Source organism: Branchiibius hedensis (assembly GCF_900108585.1).
Lineage (GTDB): Bacteria > Actinomycetota > Actinomycetes > Actinomycetales > Dermatophilaceae > Branchiibius > Branchiibius hedensis.
In genome coordinates this window covers 2,262,153-2,281,086 of the sequence record NZ_UESZ01000001.1, presented here as the reverse complement: position 1 = coordinate 2,281,086, position 18,934 = coordinate 2,262,153, and the positions used below count along the sequence as shown (strand labels likewise).

Genomic DNA, 18,934 nt, shown 5'->3' with positions numbered 1-18,934 from the left:
TACATGGACGAGAACGAGGTGCTGGACGAGGCCGAACAGGCCGCGCTTGCCCTCGTGCGCGAGTGTCGGTCGCGGATCAATTCGACTGCAGGACAAGGTGATTCAGCTCGGATCGGCGACGTCCTCATCCAGGAGCTCGAGTACCTCAAGCACGCGATCAGCGCCCGGCAGATCGAGCTGACCGCCCACTTGGTGACGGAGGCGCAGGAGCGGCTGCAGCCAGAAGCGAAGGTGCCCGCAGGATGGGCGACACGGGTTACCGCCGTGGCCGTCGGGTTCGCTCGCCGCAAGCATCCGGCGGCCGCGGCGCGGCTAGTCCGCCAAGCCCAGGTCCTCGCCCAAGAGATGCCGTCGGTCCTCGATGCGATGCGTGCGGGCGAGTTGGGCGAGGAGCAGGCGGCCATCCTGGTCCGCGAGACCGACGGCCTCGATCCCGGCGCCCGCGCACAGGTCGCGGAGGAGATCTCCGATCGATGGCACCGACTCGGCGATCGTGGACTGCGCGAAGCGACCCGCTGCGTGGTCAACCGTCTTGATCCCAATCTCGCTCAGGTCCGCGCAATCGCTGCCGCGCAGGATCGTCACGTCAGCTGGCGTTCGGCGCCGGACTCGATGCTGCGTCTGACTGCGCTGCTGCCGGTGCGGGAGGGGCTTGCCTGCGTCCAGGCCCTGCAAGCCGACCCCGCCGTGGCGAAGGCGCGTGCCGCAGATCGCAACCGGGCGATGGCCGATGCCCTCGTTTCGCGCGTCACCGGTCGAGCCGCAGGCGAAGGTGCGCCGGTCGACGTGCGAGTCAACCTGATGATCCCGATCGAGGCGCTCGTCAAGGATGCGCCGGGCTTCCTGGAGGGATACGGCACGATCCCTGGCCACCTGGCCCGCGACTTGATCAGCGCCTGCCCCGACAAGGACGGCCCCGACGTGCGCCGGATCTTCACCGCACCCGGGCACGACGAACTCATCGGGATGGAATCGACCGCCCGCACCTACCGCGGGTTGTTGCGCGAGTTCATCAAGCTTCGCGATCAACGCTGTCGGACGCCGTTCTGCGAGTCACCGGTCAAGCACATCGACCACATCGCACCGGCTGCCGCGGGCGGCAGGACGACTGCCTCGAACGCCGGGGCCGATTGCGAGCGATGCAACTACACCAAGGAAATCCCCGGTTACTTCGTCACCGGCAACGCGCAGACCGTGACGTATCGGGTCGGGCGGTTGACCATGACCAGTACGCCGCCGCGGCCACCCAGCGCGCGACCTCGCGAGGCTGTGTCGAGGCTCGAGCGGCGTTTTGTAGAGGTCATCTGGCACGGCTTCACGGCGCCTAAGCGCGAGTAGCGGGTGCCGACACAGCGTCGGCCGTCGCTTCGTCCGATGCTGAGGTCACTGGAAGCTCCAACCAGGTCAGGATCGAGGAGCATCATCAGATGATGCCTTTTGTGTTCGTCGACCGTCGACTCAGTTTTGATCATGGGTCGGCGTTGACATAGCGCGTCAGCCGCGGGGCTTCAGCCGAGTGCCGGGCATGGTCGGGGCTGGGATCGGGGGCAGATGGTCGCCTTCGGCTCGCCCGAATCGTCCTGGTGCGCTGTCCTGCGTGTCGGTGATCAGCGCGCCGTCACGGGTGATCTGGTGTTGCCACTCCTCCCGGAACGACGCGATCTCGTCGTGATCGCGTCCGACGAAGTTCGACCACATGACCAGCGACTCGCCCAGTGGTTCGCCGCCCAGCAGGATCACCCGGGCCGGCTCAGCACCAGCAACCAGGGACATCCGTGCTGCGCCGGGTGGGAAGTAGCGCAACTCGGCCGGAGCCACCGGTTCGCCGGCGGCGGTGACGTGCCCGGAATCGACCAGGACGCCGTACTCGAAGTCGGGCTCCAGGTCGAGCTCGACCCGGGCGCCAGGAGCGAAATCGAGTTGGGCGCCGAGCAGGGCGGTGTACGTCGGGACCGGGCTGGACTGCCCGGCGGCGGATCCCAGGAAAACCCGGAGGCGGACGCCATCGGACTCGCTGACCGGAGGCACGAAATGGTGCAAGGTCGGCTCGCTGAAGCGATCCGGGTCGGGGAGGGCGACCCACAACTGCACACCGTGCAACGTGGCCGGACCGGCGGGATCGGAGATCTCCGAATGACTGATCCCGCGGCCGGCGTTCATCAAGTTGAGTTCGCCGGGCAGCACCGCCTGCACATTGCCAGCGGAGTCACGATGCTGGATCCGGCCCTCGAAAAGCCAACTGACCGTGGCCAATCCGGTGTGCGGGTGAGGTGCGACCTGCATTCCGCCGGTCTGTGAAATGTCGTCCGGGCCGTAATGATCAGCGAAACACCATGCCCCGATCAGGCTCCGGGCGCGCTGGGGGATGGTGCGACGTACCGTCATGGCCCGCAACCCGCCGAGGGGGACATCGCGCGCGGTGAGCAACTCGCTGCGGCCCGCGCAGGGCGCGGCGTGGATGGGTACCTCGAGCGGGTGCGGGTCAGGGTTGGTCATACGCCACCTTAGGCAGTGGCGAATCCGTACCGCCATCCGTCGCGGTAGTAGGGCACGAGGGCCTCGTGGCTGGCGAGGCGGACCTTGCGGTTCGCCACGAAGAAGTGGGTCAGCACCGTTGCGTAGATGCCGATGGACACGAGGGCCGCGACGCCACCGATGATGGCGAACGCCGTGACAGCGAAGGTAATGTCAGCCATGCGAAAGACACTACAGATGTAGAAAGATCGTGCTCAAGTCGAATCGTCGTGACGTCGCTCACCCGTCTGGTCCGGCAGCAAACCCTCGCGTTCCCACCGGTCGTAACGCGCCTGCCGGATCCGCGGTCGCACCCACCGGACATACGCCACGGCGAGTGCGATGACCACCAGCAGCGGCAGCAGATTGCCCCATCTCATACCGCCACCGTATGCCGGGACTACGCTGAGCGCGTGTCGAAGTCCCTTGAGCGCCGTCGCGCCGCACGTGGTCGCCGCAGCCGTCCGGAGGGGACTGCGGCCCGCCAGCTGCACCTCTTGGAGTCCGCGGCAGCGGTCGTGGCTGAGCAGGGTTTGCGAGGACTCACCCACCGGGCGGTCGACCGCGAGGCAGGACTGCCCGAAGGTACCTGCTCGGTGTACTACCGCACCCGATTGGCGCTGCTGACCGCGCTCACCGAGCACGTGGGAGCCCACTTCACCAGCGATGTAGCAGCCATGGGTGAGGGCTTCTCCGATGAGCAGATCCTGAACCGGGTTTTCGTGGTGAACGCGTGCACCAAACTGCTGCACGGGTGGACCCAGGACGCGACGCTGGTCATCGCGATGGGTGAATTGAGCTTCGAGTCACTGCGCAAGCCGACGCTCGCACCCGCCGCCAACCACTGGCGCGAGATGATGGCCTTCATCGTCGAGACGATCATCGAGCGGATGGGTATCTCGGCTCCGCAGATGCGCGCGAAGGCGTTGGTGTCCTCGCTCGAGGGCATCGTGGTGAGCTCGATGAAGCTGCAGCCGGCTGCCCGCGAAGGCTACCTGCGGCACACCATCGGGATCCTCGTGCTGGGCATCCTGAACCTGGACGCTGCCGACGTGGCGGCGCTCGACGCGGAGCAGCTGCAGCTCAGTCGCTGATCGTCGCCAGCACCGTGCCCGAGGTGACTGTCTCGCCGACACTCGCCGACAGCCCGCTGATCGTGCCGTCCTTGTGCGCGGTGATCGGCTGCTCCATCTTCATCGCCTCCAACACCACGACGGTGTCACCGGCCGCGACCTGATCGCCGTCGGCGACCAGGACCTTGACGATGGTGCCCTGCATCGGCGCGGTCAGCGCGTCGCCGGAGACCTTGGTCCCGCCGCCACCGGCGCGCTTCTTGCGCTTGGCGGGACCAGCGGGTGCCGCCGCGGCACCGGAGAAACCGGCGGGCAGACTCACTTCCAGTCGCTTGCCGCCCACCTCGACCACCAGGCTCTGCCGCTCCTGCGGTTCGTCAGCGTCGTCGAGCGCGCCTGAGTAGGCAGGGATCTGGTTGTCGAATTCCGTTTCGATCCAGCGGGTGTGGATGGTGAACGGCGTGTCATCGTCGGTCGCGAACGCCGGGTCTCGCACGACCACGCGGTGGAACGGCAGCACCGTGGGCATGCCCTCGATGACCAATTCGTCCAAGGCCCGACGGGAGCGCTCCAGCGCCTGCTGCCGGGTTGCCCCGGTCACGATCAGCTTGGCCAGCATCGAGTCGAACGCGCCGCCGATGATGTCGCCGCTGACGACCCCGGAGTCGACGCGCACGCCGGGTCCGGACGGTGCGTCGAAGAGCGTGACCGTGCCGGGTGCAGGCAGGAATCCGCGACCCGCGTCCTCACCGTTGATGCGGAATTCGATGGAGTGCGCGTGCGGGACCGGGTCGGGGTAGTCCACGGTGCCGCCAGCGGCGATGCGGAACTGCTCGCGGACCAGGTCGATCCCGGTGACCTCCTCGGACACCGGGTGCTCGACCTGCAGGCGGGTGTTGACCTCCAGGAAGGAGATGACGCCGTCCTGCCCGACCAAGAACTCACAGGTCCCGGCTCCGACGTAATTCGCTTCGCGCAGAATGGCTTTCGAGGCACGCACCAGTTCGTCGTGTTGCGCATCCGTCAGGTACGGCGCGGGAGCCTCCTCAACCAACTTCTGGTTGCGTCGCTGCAGCGAGCAGTCCCGCGTCGACACGACCACCACGTTGCCGGCCGCATCGGCGAGGCACTGCGTCTCCACGTGCCGCGGCTTGTCCAGGAACCGCTCGACGAAGCATTCGCCGCGGCCGAATGCCGTGACCGCTTCGCGCACCGCCGAGTCGTAGAGCTCGGGGATCTCCTCCAGCGTGCGGGCCACCTTCAGGCCGCGCCCGCCACCGCCGTACGCCGCTTTGATCGCCACCGGCAAACCGTGCTCGCGCGCGAAGGCGACCACCTCGTCCGCGTCGGCGACCGGGTCGTTGGTGCCGGGCACCAGGGGAGCGCCGGCCTTCGTCGCGATGTGCCGCGCCTTGACCTTGTCGCCGAGCGAGTCGATCGCCGCCGGCGGGGGCCCGATCCACGTCAACCCGGCGTCCAGGACCGCCTGCGCGAAGTCGGCGTTCTCCGACAGGAAGCCATAGCCGGGGTGCACCGCATCGGCGCCGGACTGCGCCGCGACCTCGAGCAACTTGTCCTGCTTCAGGTAGGACTCACCGGGCGTGGCACCGCCCAGTGCGTAGGCCTCGTCCGCGACGCGCACGTGCAGTGCGTCCCGGTCCGGATCGGCGTAGACCGCCACGGAAGCGATGCCTGCGTCCTTGCAGGCTCGGGCGACCCGGACGGCGATCTCGCCCCGGTTAGCGATGAGGACTTTGGACACGGAGGGCATGGCTCTGACTCTAGTGAGTCACAGGACCTGTTCGACGAAGTGTCGGAGACCTGCCGCCGTGCGCACCTCGTGCATGGGAACGATCTGCCCGTACGCCGAGGCGACCGAGTCGCCGGTATCCCACCTCGTGCGCGCCTCGGGGTTGAGCCAGTACACCCGGCGTACCTTGCGTCGGATCGCCTCCAGCGTGTCCAGATCCGGCCGGGCGTGGTTGCTGCGTGCGTCGCCGAGGATGAGCAGCGTCGAGCGAGCGGTCAGCCCGTCGGCCGCCAGAAGGTCGCGTAGCGACTGTTCGTAGTTGCTGGACCGCCCGCGCCGCGTCAGCTCAGGTCGTTCCAGCGCCCAGTAGGTCAGGGAGCCGTTCAACAGGTCGCCGGTGATCAACTCGGTGATGTCGGCGGCGCTACTGACGAACCCCAGGACCCGCAGCCGCCGGAAGTGGCTGTGCAGCGCCTTGAGCAGCAGCAGCGTGAACATCGAGAAGCCGCCGACCGAGCCGGACAGGTCCGCCAGTACCACCAGGTCGGGCCGGTGCTTGCTGCGTTTGCGATAGACCGGGTCCATCGGCACGCCACCGGTCGACATCGACGAACGCATGGTTCGGCGTACGTCGATCGGGCCTCGCGCGGTCTCCTTGGCTTTCAGTCGGGCCGCGAGTTTCTTTGCCAGCGGGACCAGTTCGGCTTTCAGTGCTGCCAGGTCGCCTGGTCCCAGCCCGAGAAGGTCACGCTCGAGTATGGTCTTGTCCACGGCGTACCGGCTGATCTGTTCGACGCCTCGGATCTCGGCGTTGCGGCGCCGTGCCTCGGCCTCGATCAACCCGCGGAAGTGGCGGACCTGGGCGCGCAGTTCGTCCCGTTCGTACGCCTGGGCGATGCCGCCGTCGCCTTTGCTCGCCCCGGCGATCGCCCGCTCGGGCCGCAGCTGTTGCAGCGTCTGCTGGGCCGACCAACCCGAGCCGACCTGGCCGTGCTGGGTGACCGCGTCCATCGCCAGTTGCTCAAGTGAATCACCCTGCGCCAGAGCGGTCCTCAGGTCCGCCAGCAGGTCACGGTCCTCGACGGGCCGGACGCCGACCGCGATCGGGAAGTACACATCGAAGAGCGGATCGAAGATGGCCCGCTCGTCCGGTGACCCGGTCAGCGCACTGGCCAGGCCGGCCCGTAGGCGCTCGCGCTCGGCGAACCCGAGAGCCCGCGCCGCCAGGGCCGCGTCGATGCCCTCGCTGGTGCCGACGGGTATTCCGTGGTCGCGCAGCGCGTGGCTGAATTCGACCAGCCGGTCGGCTATTTCAGCCATGCCGCGCGCACGGTGTCGATGTCGGTCTGGTGTTTGAGCACCACCCCGAGGGTTCGTTCGACCAGAGCCGGATCGAGATCATCGGCGCCGAGGGCCAGCAGGGTGCGCGCCCAGTCGACGGTCTCCGAGATCGAGGGCGCTTTACGCAGGTCGAGGTCGCGCAGCGCAGCAACAGTGCGCACCACCGAGGCGGTGAGCGCCTCGGGCAGGCCGGGTGCGTGCAACTGCACGATCTCGCGCTCGCGGTCCTGGGTCGGGTAGTCCAGATGCAGGTAGAGGCATCGGCGCCGCAGCGCCTCGGACAACTCCCGCTGGGCGTTGGAGGTCAGGATGACCAACGGGGTGTGCTTGGCCTTGATCGTGCCCAACTCCGGGATGGTCACCTGGAACTCGGACAGCAATTCCAGCAGCAGACCCTCCATCTCCTCGTCGGCCTTGTCCAACTCATCGATCAGCAGTACGGCGCGTGAGGGGTTGCGGACCGCCTTCAGCAACGGGCGGGGCAGCAGGAACTCCTCGGTGAACACGCTGGAGTCGTCGCCGGCCGCAGTGATCCGCAGCAGTTGCGCGGCGTGGTTCCACTCGTACAGCGCCCGGGCCTCGTCGACACCCTCGTAACACTGCAGACGAATGAGCGAGGACCCCGTGGCGGTTGCGAGCGCCGCCGCGAGAGCGGTCTTCCCGACGCCCGCGGGCCCTTCCAGCAGCAGCGGCCGCTGCAAGTGGTCGGCGAGGAAGACGGTCGTGGCAATGGCGTCGTCCGGTAGGTATCCGGCGCGCTCGAGGGCCGCGCTGACATCATCGGGGTCGCAGAACCACGGCTCACTCACGCTAGTGAGGGTAACGTTCGGGCATGTCGCTGACCCGGCGCGTGGACGCCTTCCAGCAGCGGCACGCCGTCCTCGGATTCCCGATCGGTGTGATCTACAAGTTCTTCGACGACTACGGCACCTATCTGTCGGCGCTGGTGACCTACTACGCGTTTGTCTCGATCTTCCCGTTGCTGTTGCTGGCCAGTACGATCCTGTCGATCGTGCTGCAGGGCCACCCGCATCTGCAGCAGGAGCTGATCGACTCGGCGCTGAGCGAGTTCCCGGTCATCGGTGACCAGTTGAAGACTCCGCAGAGCCTGGGCGGCAGTTGGACGGCCATTCTCGTCGGCGTCATCGTGGCTCTCTACGGTGCGCTCGGAGCGGCCCAGGCAATCCAGTACGTCTCCAACCAGGTGTGGCAGGTGCCGCGCAACAACCGACCCAATCCCTTTGTCGCACGAGGGAAGTCGATTCTGATCATCCTGATGATGGGCATCGGCGTCTTCGGCGTGAGCCTGGCCAATGTGATCATCAGCCGCTGGACGTTCCTCGGTGACCACAGCGCGCTCATCGCCGACACCGTCGCGTTCCCGTTGATCGTCGCGTCGATGATGTTCATCTTCCAACTCAGCGCGTCGTCCAAGGTGCGGCCGTGGCATGTCCTGCCGGGGGCGATCGTCGCCACGATTCTGTTGCGCGTGCTGCAGGGGTTCGGGTCGTCGTACGTGTCCGGGGTCGTGGCCAAGGCATCGAGTGTCGACGGGGTGTTCGCGATCGTCCTGGGTCTGTTGGCCTTCGTCTACTTGGTGGCGATGAGTCTGATCCTGGCCATGGAGATCAACGTGGTGTGGCGCAAGCGGCTCTACCCCCGGTCCCTGCTCACCCCGTTCAGTGACAACGTCGAGCTGACTCGGGCCGACCAGGCGATGTACGCCGGTCGGGCCCGGGCCCAGCGCTACAAGGGGTTCGAGGAGATCACCGTGGAGTTTGAGCGGGAGCCGGATCAGAAATGACCGATGACTGCCCGAAGGCGACACCCTTGTTCTCCTTGCCCACAGCGGTCAGCACGATGACCGCGATCAGCACCGGCACGATCGTTGCGGCCAGCGCGAACGGGTAGCCGTGCGAACTGGCCAGCGCCTCCTGGATCGGCAGGTTGAACGCGGCCAGGCAGTTGCCGAGCTGATAGGTGACGCCGGGGTAGAACCCGCGGATCTCATCGGGTGACAACTCGGTCAGGTGTGCGGGGATGACACCCCAGGCGCCCTGCACCATCACCTGCATCAGGAACGAGCCGAGGGTCAACATGCCTGCGGTCGTGGAGAAGGCGAAGATCGGCACGATGGGCAGGGCGAGGACCGCGCAACCGATGATGATCGCCTTGCGGCCGTACTTCTCCGAGAGCGCGCCGGCGATCAGGCCACCGATGATCGCGCCGATGTTGTAGATCACGGCGATCCAGGTCGCGGTGCTCTTGGCCAGGCCGGCGCCGTGGTCGTCGGTGGCCTTCAGGAACGTCGGGTAGACGTCCTGGGTGCCGTGGCTCATCCAGTTGAAGGCGGTCATCAGCAGCACCAGGAAGACGAACCGCTTCCAGATCACCGGGTTGGCGAAGATGTCCCGGGTGCGCGTCCGGGTGGCCTTCACGCGTTCGCGGGTCTGCTCCCAGACCTCGGACTCCTTGACCCGGGCCCTGATCAACAAGGAGATCGCCGCCGGGATGATCGACAAGGCGAACATCCAGCGCCAGTTCAGCCCCAGCCAGGTGTTCAGCAGCAGGAAGGCGAGCGCGGCGAACAGGTAGCCCATCGAGTACCCGCTCTGCAGGAAGCCGGAGAAGAAGCCGCGCCGCTCGGCGGGGATCTTCTCCATGGCCAGCGCGGCGCCAAGACCCCACTCGCCACCCATGCCGATGCCGTAGAGCATCCGCAGGATGATCAGGACGGTGAAGTTGGGCGCGAACGCGCACAGGAAGCCGACCGTGCTGTAGAAGGCCACGTTGGTCATCAGCGGGATCCGCCGGCCCTTGCGGTCGGCCCACAGCCCGAAGACGAACGCACCGACCGGCCGCATGATCAGCGTCATGGTCGTGATGAGCGCCATCTTGGTCAGCGGGACGTCGAAGTCCTTGGCGATGTCGGCGTAGATGAGCACGACCAGGAAGTAGTCGAACGCATCCATCGCCCAGCCGAGGTAGGCGGCGGCGAAGGAGTTGCGTTGATCCGATGTCAGCGGAGTGGGCATTCCTCCACGCTAGCGATCATTAGCCAAGCAATGTGATCCACGGAATACCCAATTGCGCGGTCAGGTCGCGCAGCGCCGGCAGGCTGACCCCGATCACGTTGTGGTGGTCGCCCTCGATCCCGCTGATGAACGCGCCGCCGATCCCATCGATGGTGAACGCGCCCGCCACCTGCAGCGGCTCGCCCGTCGCAACGTAGAAGTCGATCTCGTCGTCGTCCAACTCCGCGAAGTGCACCGTGGTGGAGACCGTCGCGCCGACGGCCGCGTCCCCCAGGATCAGCCAGTGCCCGGTGTGCAGGACACCGCTGTGGCCGCGCATCCGCCGCCACCTCGTCGTCGCCTGCGCTGCGTCGGCCGGTTTGCCGAGCACCTCGCCCTCGAACTCCAGGACCGAGTCACAACCCAGGACCAGCGACTGGGGAGCCTGCGGGGCGACGTCCTGCGCCTTGGCCCGGGCGAGCAGGAGGGGTACGTCGATCGGCGCCAGAGCGCCGTACGCCCCCTCCGCCTGCGCCAGGGTCGCCGGCTCGTCGACCGCGGAGACGATGACCCGCGGTTCGATGCCCCCTGCGCGCAGGGTCTTCAGCCGGGCAGGGGAAGCGGAGGCCAGCACCAGGTCCATGAAGGGCAGGTTAGAGCGCAGCGCGGCGTGGGCGGTTTGTCCGTCTCGGGTTGCTAAGGTGCGCTGGTGATTTCGGCAGGTCCTGAAGTGGCGTTCGACGGTCTACAGATCGCGGCAATCGTCCCGTGTTACAACGAGGAGATCGCGGTCGGCACGGTGGTGAAGGACCTGTTGGCCGCCGTCCCCGGTATGACGGTGTACGTCTACGACAACCGATCCTCCGACCGGACGGCTGAGGTCGCTGCTGCGGCCGGGGCCGTGGTGCGGACCGAGTCCCGTCCCGGTAAGGGCAACGTGGTGCGCCGCGCGTTCGCCGATATCGAAGCCGATGTCTACCTGTTGATCGACGGGGACGACACCTACGACGCCAGTGCCGCACCGACCATGATCAAGACGTTGTTGTCCGGTCCGTACGACCACGTGCTCGGCACCCGGACCGACGACCCGGAAGCCACGGCGTACCGGCCGGGCCACGCTGCGGGTAACCGGATGTTCAACAAACTGATCGGTGCCTTGTTCGGCGAGCAGGTCACCGACATGCTCTCTGGTTACCGGGTTTTCTCCCGACGCTTCGTGAAGTCGTTCCCGGCCCTGTCACGTGAGTTCGAGATCGAAACCGAACTGACCGTCCACGCCGTCAACCTGCGCGTGCCGCAGGTCGAGGTCCCCGTGGGGTTCAAGGACCGCCCGGACGGCAGTGAGAGCAAGTTGCGCACGTATCACGACGGATTCCGGATCCTGCGACTGATCGGCGGCCTGCTGCAGTACGAACGTCCGCTCGCGCTGTTCTCCGCCATTGGTTCGATCTTCGTCCTCATCGCGATCATCCTGGGCATTCCGCTGCTGGTCACCTACGCCCAGACCCACGAAGTGCCCCGCCTGCCCACCGCCATTCTGGCCACCGGGTTGGTCATGGTCGGCATCATGAGCTTCGTCATCGGGCTGATCCTGAACGGGATCCTGCGGCTGCGGCAGGAGAACGCCCGGTTGGCGTATCTGCGGCTGCCGTCGGTGACCCATTCCGGACCGACCACGTGACGGCGCCGCAGGGTCGGACCGGCCGGCTGCGCTCCCCAGCAGTCATCTCGGTCCTGTGTGTGACCGTGGTCGTGCTGCTGGCGAATGCCAGCTATCTGCTGCGCATCCGCACCGACAACCCGATGCTGTACTACTCGGGCCTGGGCGATCCCGAGCCCGGCCTGGTCTACGGCGCCACCACCATCGACGCCAACTACGGGTGGACGGTCCAGGCTCTCGGCCACCTCGCGGCCACGACGTGGTTCGACGGACAGGTCCCGTTGTGGAACCTCTACGAAGGACTCGGCCAACCGCTGGCCGGGGAGATGCAGTCCGCGGCACTCTTCCTGCCGTTCATCCTGTTGCAAGCCCTGCCCGGCGGCGCCTTCCTGATGCACGTGGTCCTGGAGTTCGTCGCCGCGTTCACCATGCTGGGTTTCCTGCGTTCGCTGCGGCTGTCCTGGACGGCAGCCACCGCCGGTGCCTGCATCTTCGGACTCAACGGCGCGTTCTCCGTCATGACCAACGCCCCGTTCAACCCGATCGCCTTCCTGCCGATGGCGCTGTGGGGAGTTGAACTGATCGGCCGCGCAGTGCGCGAACACCGCCGACCGGCTCTTGGCCTGTGGGTGTTGGCCTTCGCGTTCGCATTCATGCTCTTCGCCGGGTTCCCCGAGACCGCCCTGTTGGAAGGCTTGTTCACGGCGGGTTGGGCCTTCGTGCGGTTGACCTCCCTGCCCGGTCGACGTCGCCCGTTCGCGGGGTGGACCGTTCTTGCGGTCGTCGCCGGCGTCGCGCTGGCGCTACCGGCGATCGTTGCCTTCACTCATTTCCTGAGCTTCGGCTTCACCGGCTACCACGAGGGCAACGCCAACGACTTCGCGTATCCGGGCGCCAAGATCACCTCATTGGCGCTGCCCTACGCGGTGGGGGCGACCGGCAACGCGATCTCCCACGGACAGGCCGGTTATCTGACCCTGGTCACCCTCATCGCGGCCGTGGTGGGCCTGTTGGGTCGGCGGTCGCGGATGATGCAGGCCTTCCTGGTCCTGGTGGTCACCATCCTGGTGCTCAACATGTTCGGTCTGTCCCTGGCGCAGCATGTCGTCAACGCGGTTCCCGGGTTACGCAACATCCTCGTGGCCAAGTACGGCCTGATCCTGATCGAGTTCGCCGTGGCCATCTGCGCGGCGTACGGCATCGACGATCTTCGCAACGCGACCGTACGCCGCTGGACGGTGCTGCTCGCCGCCGTCCTGGCCGTCGGGTACGCCGTCACTGCCCTGGTCTTCGCGGCCCGCGAGGGCGTCCTGGTCAACCATCGCTGGACCGCCGCGGCGATGACCTGGACCACCGTGGCGTGCGCCTGCCTGGTGGTCCTGTTCCTGCTCGTCCGCTCCCGACCGGCGCGGGCACACGTCCTGGCGCTGGCAGCAGCCGGCATCGTGGTCGTCAATGCCGCTGGGACGTACGCCGTGCCGCAACTGTCAGCCAGCCCCAACAAGGGTGTTGACCTGGCGCCCGTGGAATTCCTGCAGGCCAACCTCGGGACCTCGCGGTTCTTCACCCTAGGTCCGATCGAAGCCAACTACGGCTCGTACTGGCGCATCGCGCAGCTCAACGCCAACGACTTGCCGGTGCCCCAGAAGTACGCCGATCTGGTCATCAACGAGTTGCGACCGGACAATTGGTCGTCGCTGTCGCCCTTCGTGCGCGGCCAGTACATTCCCTACCGGCTCGTGGTGCACAACCAGAGCGTCAAGGTCCAGCGCATCCTGTTGGCCGGTTACGGCGAGAAGCAAGCGGTCTACCGACAGGCCGGCGTCAAATACCTGGTCACCCGCCCCGGTGTCGTCACGCCCGCGGACGCCCAGAAGTACGACCTGACCAAAGCCTTCAGCAACGGCACCGCCGACATCTGGTACGACGCGAAGTCATCGCCGTACTACACGACTACCGCCGGCTGCACCGTGCAACAGCAGACGCTCAGCGACGTCACCCTCGACTGCCCGCAGGCAACGACGCTGGTGCGCCGCCAGCTGTCCAGCCCGGGATGGACGGCCACCATCAACGGCACCGCGCACCACGTCGCGGACAGCAAGAGCCAGCTGTACCAGTCGATATCCGTGCCCGCGGGCAAGTCCACGGTGAGTTTCTCCTACCGGCCCGCGCACTTCGTACCCGCGGTCGCCATCTCGCTGTTCGTTGTCCTGCTGATGGTGCTCAACGCGCTGTACTGGCTGGTCCGGCGTCGCCGGGTGGCTCAGCCCGGCAACCGGTCAACGTAACACCACATCCAGCCCTCCCCGGGTTCGAAGGATCGCATCACCGGGTGGCCGCTGTCGTGGAAGTGGCGCGTCGCGTGCTGGCCGATGGAGGAGTCGCAGCAGCCGACGTTGCCGCAGGTGAGGCACAGGCGCAGATGCACCGGTTGCGTGCCTTCGCGCTCGCAGTCCGGGCACCCCTGTGGCGTCAACGGATCCACTGCCACAGGGGCCTCGCGCAGGTGGTCGCACGCGCCGCGCCGCGGCTCCGGAGTCAGCAGGATCCGGTCACGCAGATCGTCCTGCGTCCCGTGGACGTAACCGATCATCGACTCCTCGATGTCCAGTTGCTCCAGCACGGTGGCCAGCAGCGCGTGATCAGCGAGCGCGTTGTCGCGCATCTTCAGCACCTTCGCGCGTTCGGCGTCCAGCATCGACAGCCGTAACCGGCGGTACTCCTCGGTGGGGGTGTCCGTCTCGTGGTCGGGCCGGCCCAGTTGCTCCCACGCCAGGTTGGCGCGGTTCTCGTTCTGCCGGCGCAGCGCCTCCACGACGTTCTCGGGGACCCGATCGTCCAGCTCCTGCTCGAGACGCTGGTCGCCGGCCTGGGTGGCGGCCTGGATGATCTGCGCCAGTTGCAGCGCGTCCTCGCGGGGGTCAGGTCCGTGCAGGTGCAGCGCGCGGGCCACCGCGCTGAGGGTGAAGCCGTGGATGATCAGCGTGCCGATGGTGACGAAGAGAGCGATGAAGATCAGCGCCTCGCGCTGCGGGGTCTGCTCCGGCAGGAGGAACGCCGCAGCCAGGGTGACCACGCCACGCATCCCCGCCCATGACACCACCGCAGCCTCGCGCGGACGCAAGTTGTCGGGATCGTCCGGGCGTAATCTCCAGGTCAGAAACCCGACGGTCATCACGTAGAGCGGTCGCAGCACCATCACCGTCAGCAGCACCAGCACCGCGACGCCCACGGTGCTCAGGCGGACGTCCTCGACGATCGTGCGGACCTCCAGTCCGATCAGCAGGAAGACGACGCTCTCCAGGACGTACTGCAACGACTGCCAGTTCAGCCGTTCGGAGACCCGGGAGGCGGCGGTCTGGATGCTCGGTGCCTGGTGCGCGAGCAGGACACCACAGATGACGACCGCGAAAACCCCTGAGGCGTGGATGGCTTCGGCGGGCAGGTAGGCCAGCCACGGCGTCAGATACGAGATCGCCACGCTCACCGTTGTGTCGGTGACCTGCCGGCGGATCCAGGCCAGGATCAGGTAGGCGAGCAGACCGACCGCGATGCCGCCGACGACCGCCAGGGCCAACTGGCCGGTGACCGCGAGCACCGTCACACTGCCGCTGACCAGAATGCTCTTGGCCGTGTTGACGGTGACCAGCGCGGTCGCGTCGTTGAAGAGCGATTCCCCTTCCAGCACGGCAACGACCCGCCGCGGCAGACCCATTCGCCGGGCGACGGCGGTTGCGGCCACCGCATCGGGTGGGGCGACGATGGCACCCAGAGCCAGCGCCGCGGCGTACGGGATCCCCATCAGCCACCAGGCGATGAGGGACACCCCGAACGCCGTGACGAGCACCAGCAGGACCGACAAGCTCAGGATCTGGCGGCGGTCGCGCCGCAGGTCGACCAAGGAGGTCTGGGAGGCGGCCGCGAACAGCAACGGCGGCAGCAGACCCAGCAGGATGAACTCAGGCTCGATCTCGATCCGCGGCATCCCCGGCACGAACGACAGTGCCGCGCCGACGGCCACCAGCACCAATGGCGCAGAGACGCGGAAGCGCTCGGCCAGCGTGCCGATGGCCACCGCTCCGGTGAGCAGCAACAGGAGCGGTACGGCGATGTGCACGCCCCATTGTCAGGCGATACCCGACGAAGTCCGCAATTCGGTGGGGTGGGACAGGTCGGCGTCCACAACCGGTTCGACCTCTTCGCGGGGGTAAGCCATCCGAAGCACCGCGAAGTAGTACATGGCGACGGCGAAGGCTGCGACCACGAGTGCGTCCCAGTCGTCGGGCAGGTAGCCCTTCCCGCCGTAGTTGCCCGCCCAACCCAGCAGGATCAGCCCCACCTGCCAGATCACCAACCAGATCAGGAACCGCCACCGGGCCCGGTCGGGGTCGACGTTCTTGGCGTTGACCAATGCCGCCAGCAGGTAGATCGCGCCGCCGATCACCACACCGATCGCCAGCTTCCAGGTCGAGGTGAAGGTGCCCCAGTAGATGATGAGGTTGGCGAACGCGAACCCGACGGGAAGGGTGACGGCTGGCCAGGGCACGCGGTACGGGTGCTCCCGGTCGGGGTCAGAACGACGCAGCGCGCCCAACGAGATCGGTGCGAACGCGTACATCAGTGCCGTAGCGCCCGTGATCAGGCCGACCAACTCCTGCCAACTGGGTGCCGGCATCAGGAAAAGGATGCCGAACACTGTCGCCACGAGGACCGACCACACCGGGACGCCACGTTTGTTGACCTTGGTCAACGAGTCCGGCAGACCCAGCGCGTAGGAGATGCGGGCAGTGGTCCCCACGTAGATCAGGCCGGTGCCACCAGGGGAGATGACGGCGTCGATGATCAGGATCGTGGCCAGCCAACCGACACCCGCGTTGATGGCCAGGGTGTAGTACGGCCCGTAGTCGCCGACCCCGATCGGGTGCTGCCAGTTGTGCACGATCTTCGCCGGGTCGAGCGCTCCGACGAACGCCACTTCGAGGCCGATGTAGATGATGGCGCCGACGACCATGGCCAGGATGATCGCCTTGGCCACATCCTTCTGCGGGTTCTTCGCTTCGCCGGCCATCTGGGTTGCTTGTTCGAAACCCTGCAGCGCGAAGACGACGCCGGCGGGCAGGGCGGCAAAGATCCCGTGGAAGCCGTACGGCGCGAATCCACCACCGGCAGTGAAGTTTCCCGGGTGGAAGCTGACCAACAGCAGCGTGACGATGGTCAGCAGCGGCACGAAGATCTTCCACAGCACGATCGCGGTGTTGCTGTCCGACATCCATTTCGCACCGGCCAGGTTGATCAGCATGAAGCCGATCATGGCCACGATGCCGATCAGGATGCCGACGAGCGTCAACGTGCCGTTGGTGTTGACCAGTTTGACGTGCGATTTGACGGCATCGATCGAGTTGACGTAGCTCAACGACGCCTCCACCTCCAGCGGCGCGATGGCCACCGCCTGCAGGTAGGTGACCCAGCCGGCGGCGAACCCACCCAGACCACCGAAGGCATAGTGCGGGTAGCGCGACGTGCCTCCGGCAACCGGGTACGCCGCGCCGAGGTCGGCATGGATCAGGGCGAGCACCATCAGCATGACCGCCGCAATCACCCAGCTGATCAAGGAACCGCCACCGCCGGCGATCGTGGCAGCGGTCAGCGCCCCGAGCAACCAGCCTGAGCCGATGATGGAACCGAGTGAAACGAAGGACAGTCCCCAGAAACCAACGGTGCGGTGCAGACCGCCCGTGCTTGCTTCGGGACCGTGGGTGGTGATGGCGGACATGTGGCAACCTCCGGATCGACGGGTCCGGGGCTACGTCGACCCGTGAATCGCGTAAGCGTAAAGACCACGTCGCGCCGGTCGCCAGACCCGCAGGCCGGTTTCCGCCGGATTGTCAGCACATTCCCAGGTTGGGCAGGTGGCTCAGGCGAGGTCGAATTCGCGCAGCACCGCAGTCCGCAGCGCATCCAGGCCGATCGAGCCGACGTCCAATGCCTTGCGGTGGAAGTCCTTGGCGTCGTACGAATCGCCTTGCGCCGCTTGCACATCCGTGCGCAACTGCCGCCACAGGCGCTCGCCGATCTTGTACGACGGCGCCTGGCCCGGCCAGCCGAGGTAGCGATCCAGCTCAAAACGCAGGAAACCGTCGGCCATGTTTGCGTGCGCCTTCAGGAACGCCCACGCCTTGTCGTAGTCCCAGGCGCCGCCACCGACTTCGGCGGGTGCCTCGAAACCGCAGTGCACGCCGATGTCGAGCACGACCCGGGCCGCGCGCAGCGACTGCCCGTCCAGCATTCCCATCCGGTCGCCGGGGTCGGACAGGTAGCCCAACTCGTCCATCAGCCGCTCGGCGTACAGCGCCCAGCCCTCACCGGAACCGGACACCCACACGTCCATTCGCCGCCACGAGTTCAACAGCGCGTGCCGGTACATCGTCTGGCCCACCTGGAGGTGATGGCCGGGCACGCCCTCGTGGTAGACCGTCGTCAACTCACGCCACGTCCCGAAATCGGTGACCCCCTTGGGCACCGCCCACCACATCCGGCCGGGTCGGGAGAAGTCTTCGCTCGGGCCGGTGTAGTAGATGCCGCCGGAGGTGGTCGGGGCGATCATGCACTGGATCGTGCGCACCGGCTGCGGGATGTCGAAATGGGTTCCGGCCAGGTCGGTGATCGCCTGGTCGGCCTTGCCCTGCATCCAGCGCTGCAACTCGTCGGTGCCGTGCAGTTGGTAGTCCGGGTCGGCGTCAAGGACGTCCATCGCCTCGCGCGGGGTGGCGCCGGGCTTGATCCGCTGGGCGGTCTGCTCCATGTCGGCGACGATCCGCGCCAACTCCTCCTGACCCCAGGCGTAGGTCTCCGCGAGGTCGATCGTCGCGCCCAGGAATTGCCGCGAACTGAGTTGGTAACGGTCCTTGCCGACCGCGTCGGCTTCGGGTGCGAGCGGCAGGATCTCATCGCGCAAGCGTTCCGCTGCGCGCGAATAGCCTTGCGCCGCAACGTTCGCCGCGTCGGCAAGATCGGGGTACGTCGATCCGAGGGTTGTGAAGTAACCATCCGTGGCCGTGTTGTCGGCCGCCTGGGAGATACAGGCTCGCACCTGCCGCACTGCCGCGACGTGGCCCTCGTCGGCCGCAGCATGCAGCGACTCCAACCACTGGTCCAGTGCGGTCGGCATCGCCCGCAACCGGTCGGCGACGTCGGCGCGCTGCTCGGCGGTGTCGGTGGACATCAGGTCCACGATGTCGCGCATCTCCTGGAACGGTGAGGCGATGTTGTTCAGGTCCATCCGGTCCAGACCGGCCTCGGCGAACTCCACCTGCAGACCCAGGCGTTCGCGCATCGCATCGATCGTCACCCGGTCCACGTCGTCGACGGGAGTGGCGTCGGTAAGCCGGGCCAGCGTCGTACGGGCCAGATCGGTCTTGGCTGCCAGGCCGGCGGGGGAGTAGTCGTCCAACTCTCCGTCATGGCCGGGAACGCCCAATGTCGTTGCCGCCGTAGGAGAAAGCTCCAGGTAGGCGCGGTGGTAGTCCTCCGCGATAGCGTCGACAGGGGTGGGAGTGCGGGTGGGCTCAGTCACCCTGTGACG

At 66.9% G+C, this 18,934-nt stretch carries 16 protein-coding genes; 5 read left to right on the top strand and 11 right to left on the bottom strand.

What is annotated here, in order from left to right:
* Positions 1-3: 3 nt before the first annotated feature.
* A complete protein-coding gene (locus DR843_RS11045) occupies positions 4-1,338 on the top strand; it encodes an HNH endonuclease (RefSeq protein ID WP_109685809.1) in 1,335 nt (444 codons plus the stop codon).
* A gap of 156 nt (positions 1,339-1,494) precedes the next feature.
* Here the strand turns inward: DR843_RS11045 and DR843_RS11040 are convergent, their stop codons facing one another.
* The 3 genes from DR843_RS11040 to DR843_RS20095 are packed head-to-tail and all read right to left on the bottom strand — an operon-like array spanning position 1,495 to position 2,894.
* Positions 1,495-2,496, bottom strand: a complete 1,002-nt coding sequence (locus DR843_RS11040) for a pirin family protein (protein ID WP_109685808.1) — start codon at positions 2,494-2,496, stop codon at positions 1,495-1,497.
* A gap of 8 nt (positions 2,497-2,504) precedes the next feature.
* Positions 2,505-2,696: a hypothetical protein gene (locus tag DR843_RS20100; protein ID WP_170119841.1), complete on the bottom strand. Its 192-nt coding sequence runs from the start codon at positions 2,694-2,696 to the stop codon at positions 2,505-2,507.
* 33 nt (positions 2,697-2,729) lie between these two features.
* Complete coding sequence (locus DR843_RS20095) at positions 2,730-2,894, bottom strand: hypothetical protein (RefSeq protein WP_170119840.1); 165 nt, start codon at positions 2,892-2,894, stop codon at positions 2,730-2,732.
* A 33-nt stretch (positions 2,895-2,927) separates the two neighbouring features.
* Here DR843_RS20095 and DR843_RS11035 point away from each other — a divergent pair, with 33 nt between their 5' ends.
* Entirely contained in the window at positions 2,928-3,608 is a 681-nt protein-coding gene (locus DR843_RS11035) for a TetR/AcrR family transcriptional regulator (protein ID WP_170119839.1), read from the top strand.
* Here DR843_RS11035 and DR843_RS11030 read toward each other — a convergent pair.
* Genes DR843_RS11030 through DR843_RS11020 form a run of 3 tightly spaced genes read right to left on the bottom strand, consistent with a single transcriptional unit; the run spans position 3,598 to position 7,487 of the window.
* Entirely contained in the window at positions 3,598-5,358 is a 1,761-nt protein-coding gene (locus tag DR843_RS11030) for an acetyl/propionyl/methylcrotonyl-CoA carboxylase subunit alpha (RefSeq protein ID WP_109685804.1), read from the bottom strand. The two genes, DR843_RS11035 and DR843_RS11030, sit on opposite strands and share 11 nt — an antisense overlap.
* Positions 5,359-5,376: 18 nt before the next feature.
* Complete coding sequence (locus DR843_RS11025) at positions 5,377-6,657, bottom strand: VWA domain-containing protein (protein ID WP_109685803.1); 1,281 nt, start codon at positions 6,655-6,657, stop codon at positions 5,377-5,379.
* A complete protein-coding gene (locus DR843_RS11020) occupies positions 6,645-7,487 on the bottom strand; it encodes an AAA family ATPase (protein WP_109688858.1) in 843 nt (280 codons plus the stop codon). The genes DR843_RS11025 and DR843_RS11020 overlap by 13 nt, the downstream gene beginning before the upstream one ends.
* A gap of 23 nt (positions 7,488-7,510) precedes the next feature.
* On the opposite strand from DR843_RS11020, the gene DR843_RS11015 reads away from it, so the two are divergent.
* The gene (locus tag DR843_RS11015) at positions 7,511-8,482 is read left to right on the top strand and encodes a YihY/virulence factor BrkB family protein (RefSeq protein WP_109685801.1); all 972 of its coding nucleotides are present in this window, start codon (positions 7,511-7,513) and stop codon (positions 8,480-8,482) included.
* Here the strand turns inward: DR843_RS11015 and DR843_RS11010 are convergent.
* Positions 8,445-9,713, bottom strand: coding sequence for an MFS transporter (locus tag DR843_RS11010; protein ID WP_109685799.1), 1,269 nt, complete (start codon positions 9,711-9,713; stop codon positions 8,445-8,447). The genes DR843_RS11015 and DR843_RS11010 overlap by 38 nt on opposite strands.
* A 19-nt stretch (positions 9,714-9,732) precedes the next feature.
* The gene (locus DR843_RS11005) at positions 9,733-10,335 is read right to left on the bottom strand and encodes a Maf family protein (protein WP_109685797.1); all 603 of its coding nucleotides are present in this window, start codon (positions 10,333-10,335) and stop codon (positions 9,733-9,735) included.
* A 66-nt stretch (positions 10,336-10,401) separates the two neighbouring features.
* On the opposite strand from DR843_RS11005, the gene DR843_RS11000 reads away from it, so the two are divergent.
* Both DR843_RS11000 and DR843_RS10995 read left to right on the top strand, forming a co-directional pair.
* Positions 10,402-11,373, top strand: a complete 972-nt coding sequence (locus DR843_RS11000) for a glycosyltransferase (protein WP_245934092.1) — start codon at positions 10,402-10,404, stop codon at positions 11,371-11,373.
* A complete protein-coding gene (locus tag DR843_RS10995; protein WP_109685794.1) occupies positions 11,370-13,640 on the top strand; it encodes a glycosyltransferase family protein in 2,271 nt (756 codons plus the stop codon). The genes DR843_RS11000 and DR843_RS10995 overlap by 4 nt, the downstream gene beginning before the upstream one ends.
* On the opposite strand, the gene DR843_RS10990 is transcribed toward DR843_RS10995, so the two are convergent.
* From DR843_RS10990 to DR843_RS10980, 3 genes are all read right to left on the bottom strand, one after another.
* On the bottom strand, positions 13,616-15,469 hold the full coding sequence (locus DR843_RS10990) for a Na+/H+ antiporter (protein WP_109685792.1): 1,854 nt from the start codon (positions 15,467-15,469) through the stop codon (positions 13,616-13,618). The genes DR843_RS10995 and DR843_RS10990 overlap by 25 nt on opposite strands.
* 9 nt (positions 15,470-15,478) lie before the next feature.
* Complete coding sequence (locus DR843_RS10985) at positions 15,479-17,125, bottom strand: APC family permease (protein ID WP_109685791.1); 1,647 nt, start codon at positions 17,123-17,125, stop codon at positions 15,479-15,481.
* A gap of 141 nt (positions 17,126-17,266) precedes the next feature.
* On the bottom strand, positions 17,267-18,925 hold the full coding sequence (locus tag DR843_RS10980) for a DUF885 domain-containing protein (RefSeq protein ID WP_109685789.1): 1,659 nt from the start codon (positions 18,923-18,925) through the stop codon (positions 17,267-17,269).
* Positions 18,926-18,934 lie beyond the last annotated feature (9 nt).

Coding starts and splice junctions, on each gene's coding strand:
- DR843_RS20095 (WP_170119840.1), bottom strand. CDS start 2,894: ATGAGATGGGGCAATCTGCTGCCGCTGCTGGTGGTCATCGCACTCGCC.
- DR843_RS11015 (WP_109685801.1), top strand. CDS start 7,511: ATGTCGCTGACCCGGCGCGTGGACGCCTTCCAGCAGCGGCACGCCGTC.
- DR843_RS11030 (WP_109685804.1), bottom strand. CDS start 5,358: ATGCCCTCCGTGTCCAAAGTCCTCATCGCTAACCGGGGCGAGATCGCC.
- DR843_RS11045 (WP_109685809.1), top strand. CDS start 4: ATGGACGAGAACGAGGTGCTGGACGAGGCCGAACAGGCCGCGCTTGCC.
- DR843_RS20100 (WP_170119841.1), bottom strand. CDS start 2,696: ATGGCTGACATTACCTTCGCTGTCACGGCGTTCGCCATCATCGGTGGC.
- DR843_RS11005 (WP_109685797.1), bottom strand. CDS start 10,335: ATGGACCTGGTGCTGGCCTCCGCTTCCCCTGCCCGGCTGAAGACCCTG.
- DR843_RS10985 (WP_109685791.1), bottom strand. CDS start 17,125: ATGTCCGCCATCACCACCCACGGTCCCGAAGCAAGCACGGGCGGTCTG.
- DR843_RS11040 (WP_109685808.1), bottom strand. CDS start 2,496: ATGACCAACCCTGACCCGCACCCGCTCGAGGTACCCATCCACGCCGCG.
- DR843_RS11025 (WP_109685803.1), bottom strand. CDS start 6,657: ATGGCTGAAATAGCCGACCGGCTGGTCGAATTCAGCCACGCGCTGCGC.
- DR843_RS11010 (WP_109685799.1), bottom strand. CDS start 9,713: ATGCCCACTCCGCTGACATCGGATCAACGCAACTCCTTCGCCGCCGCC.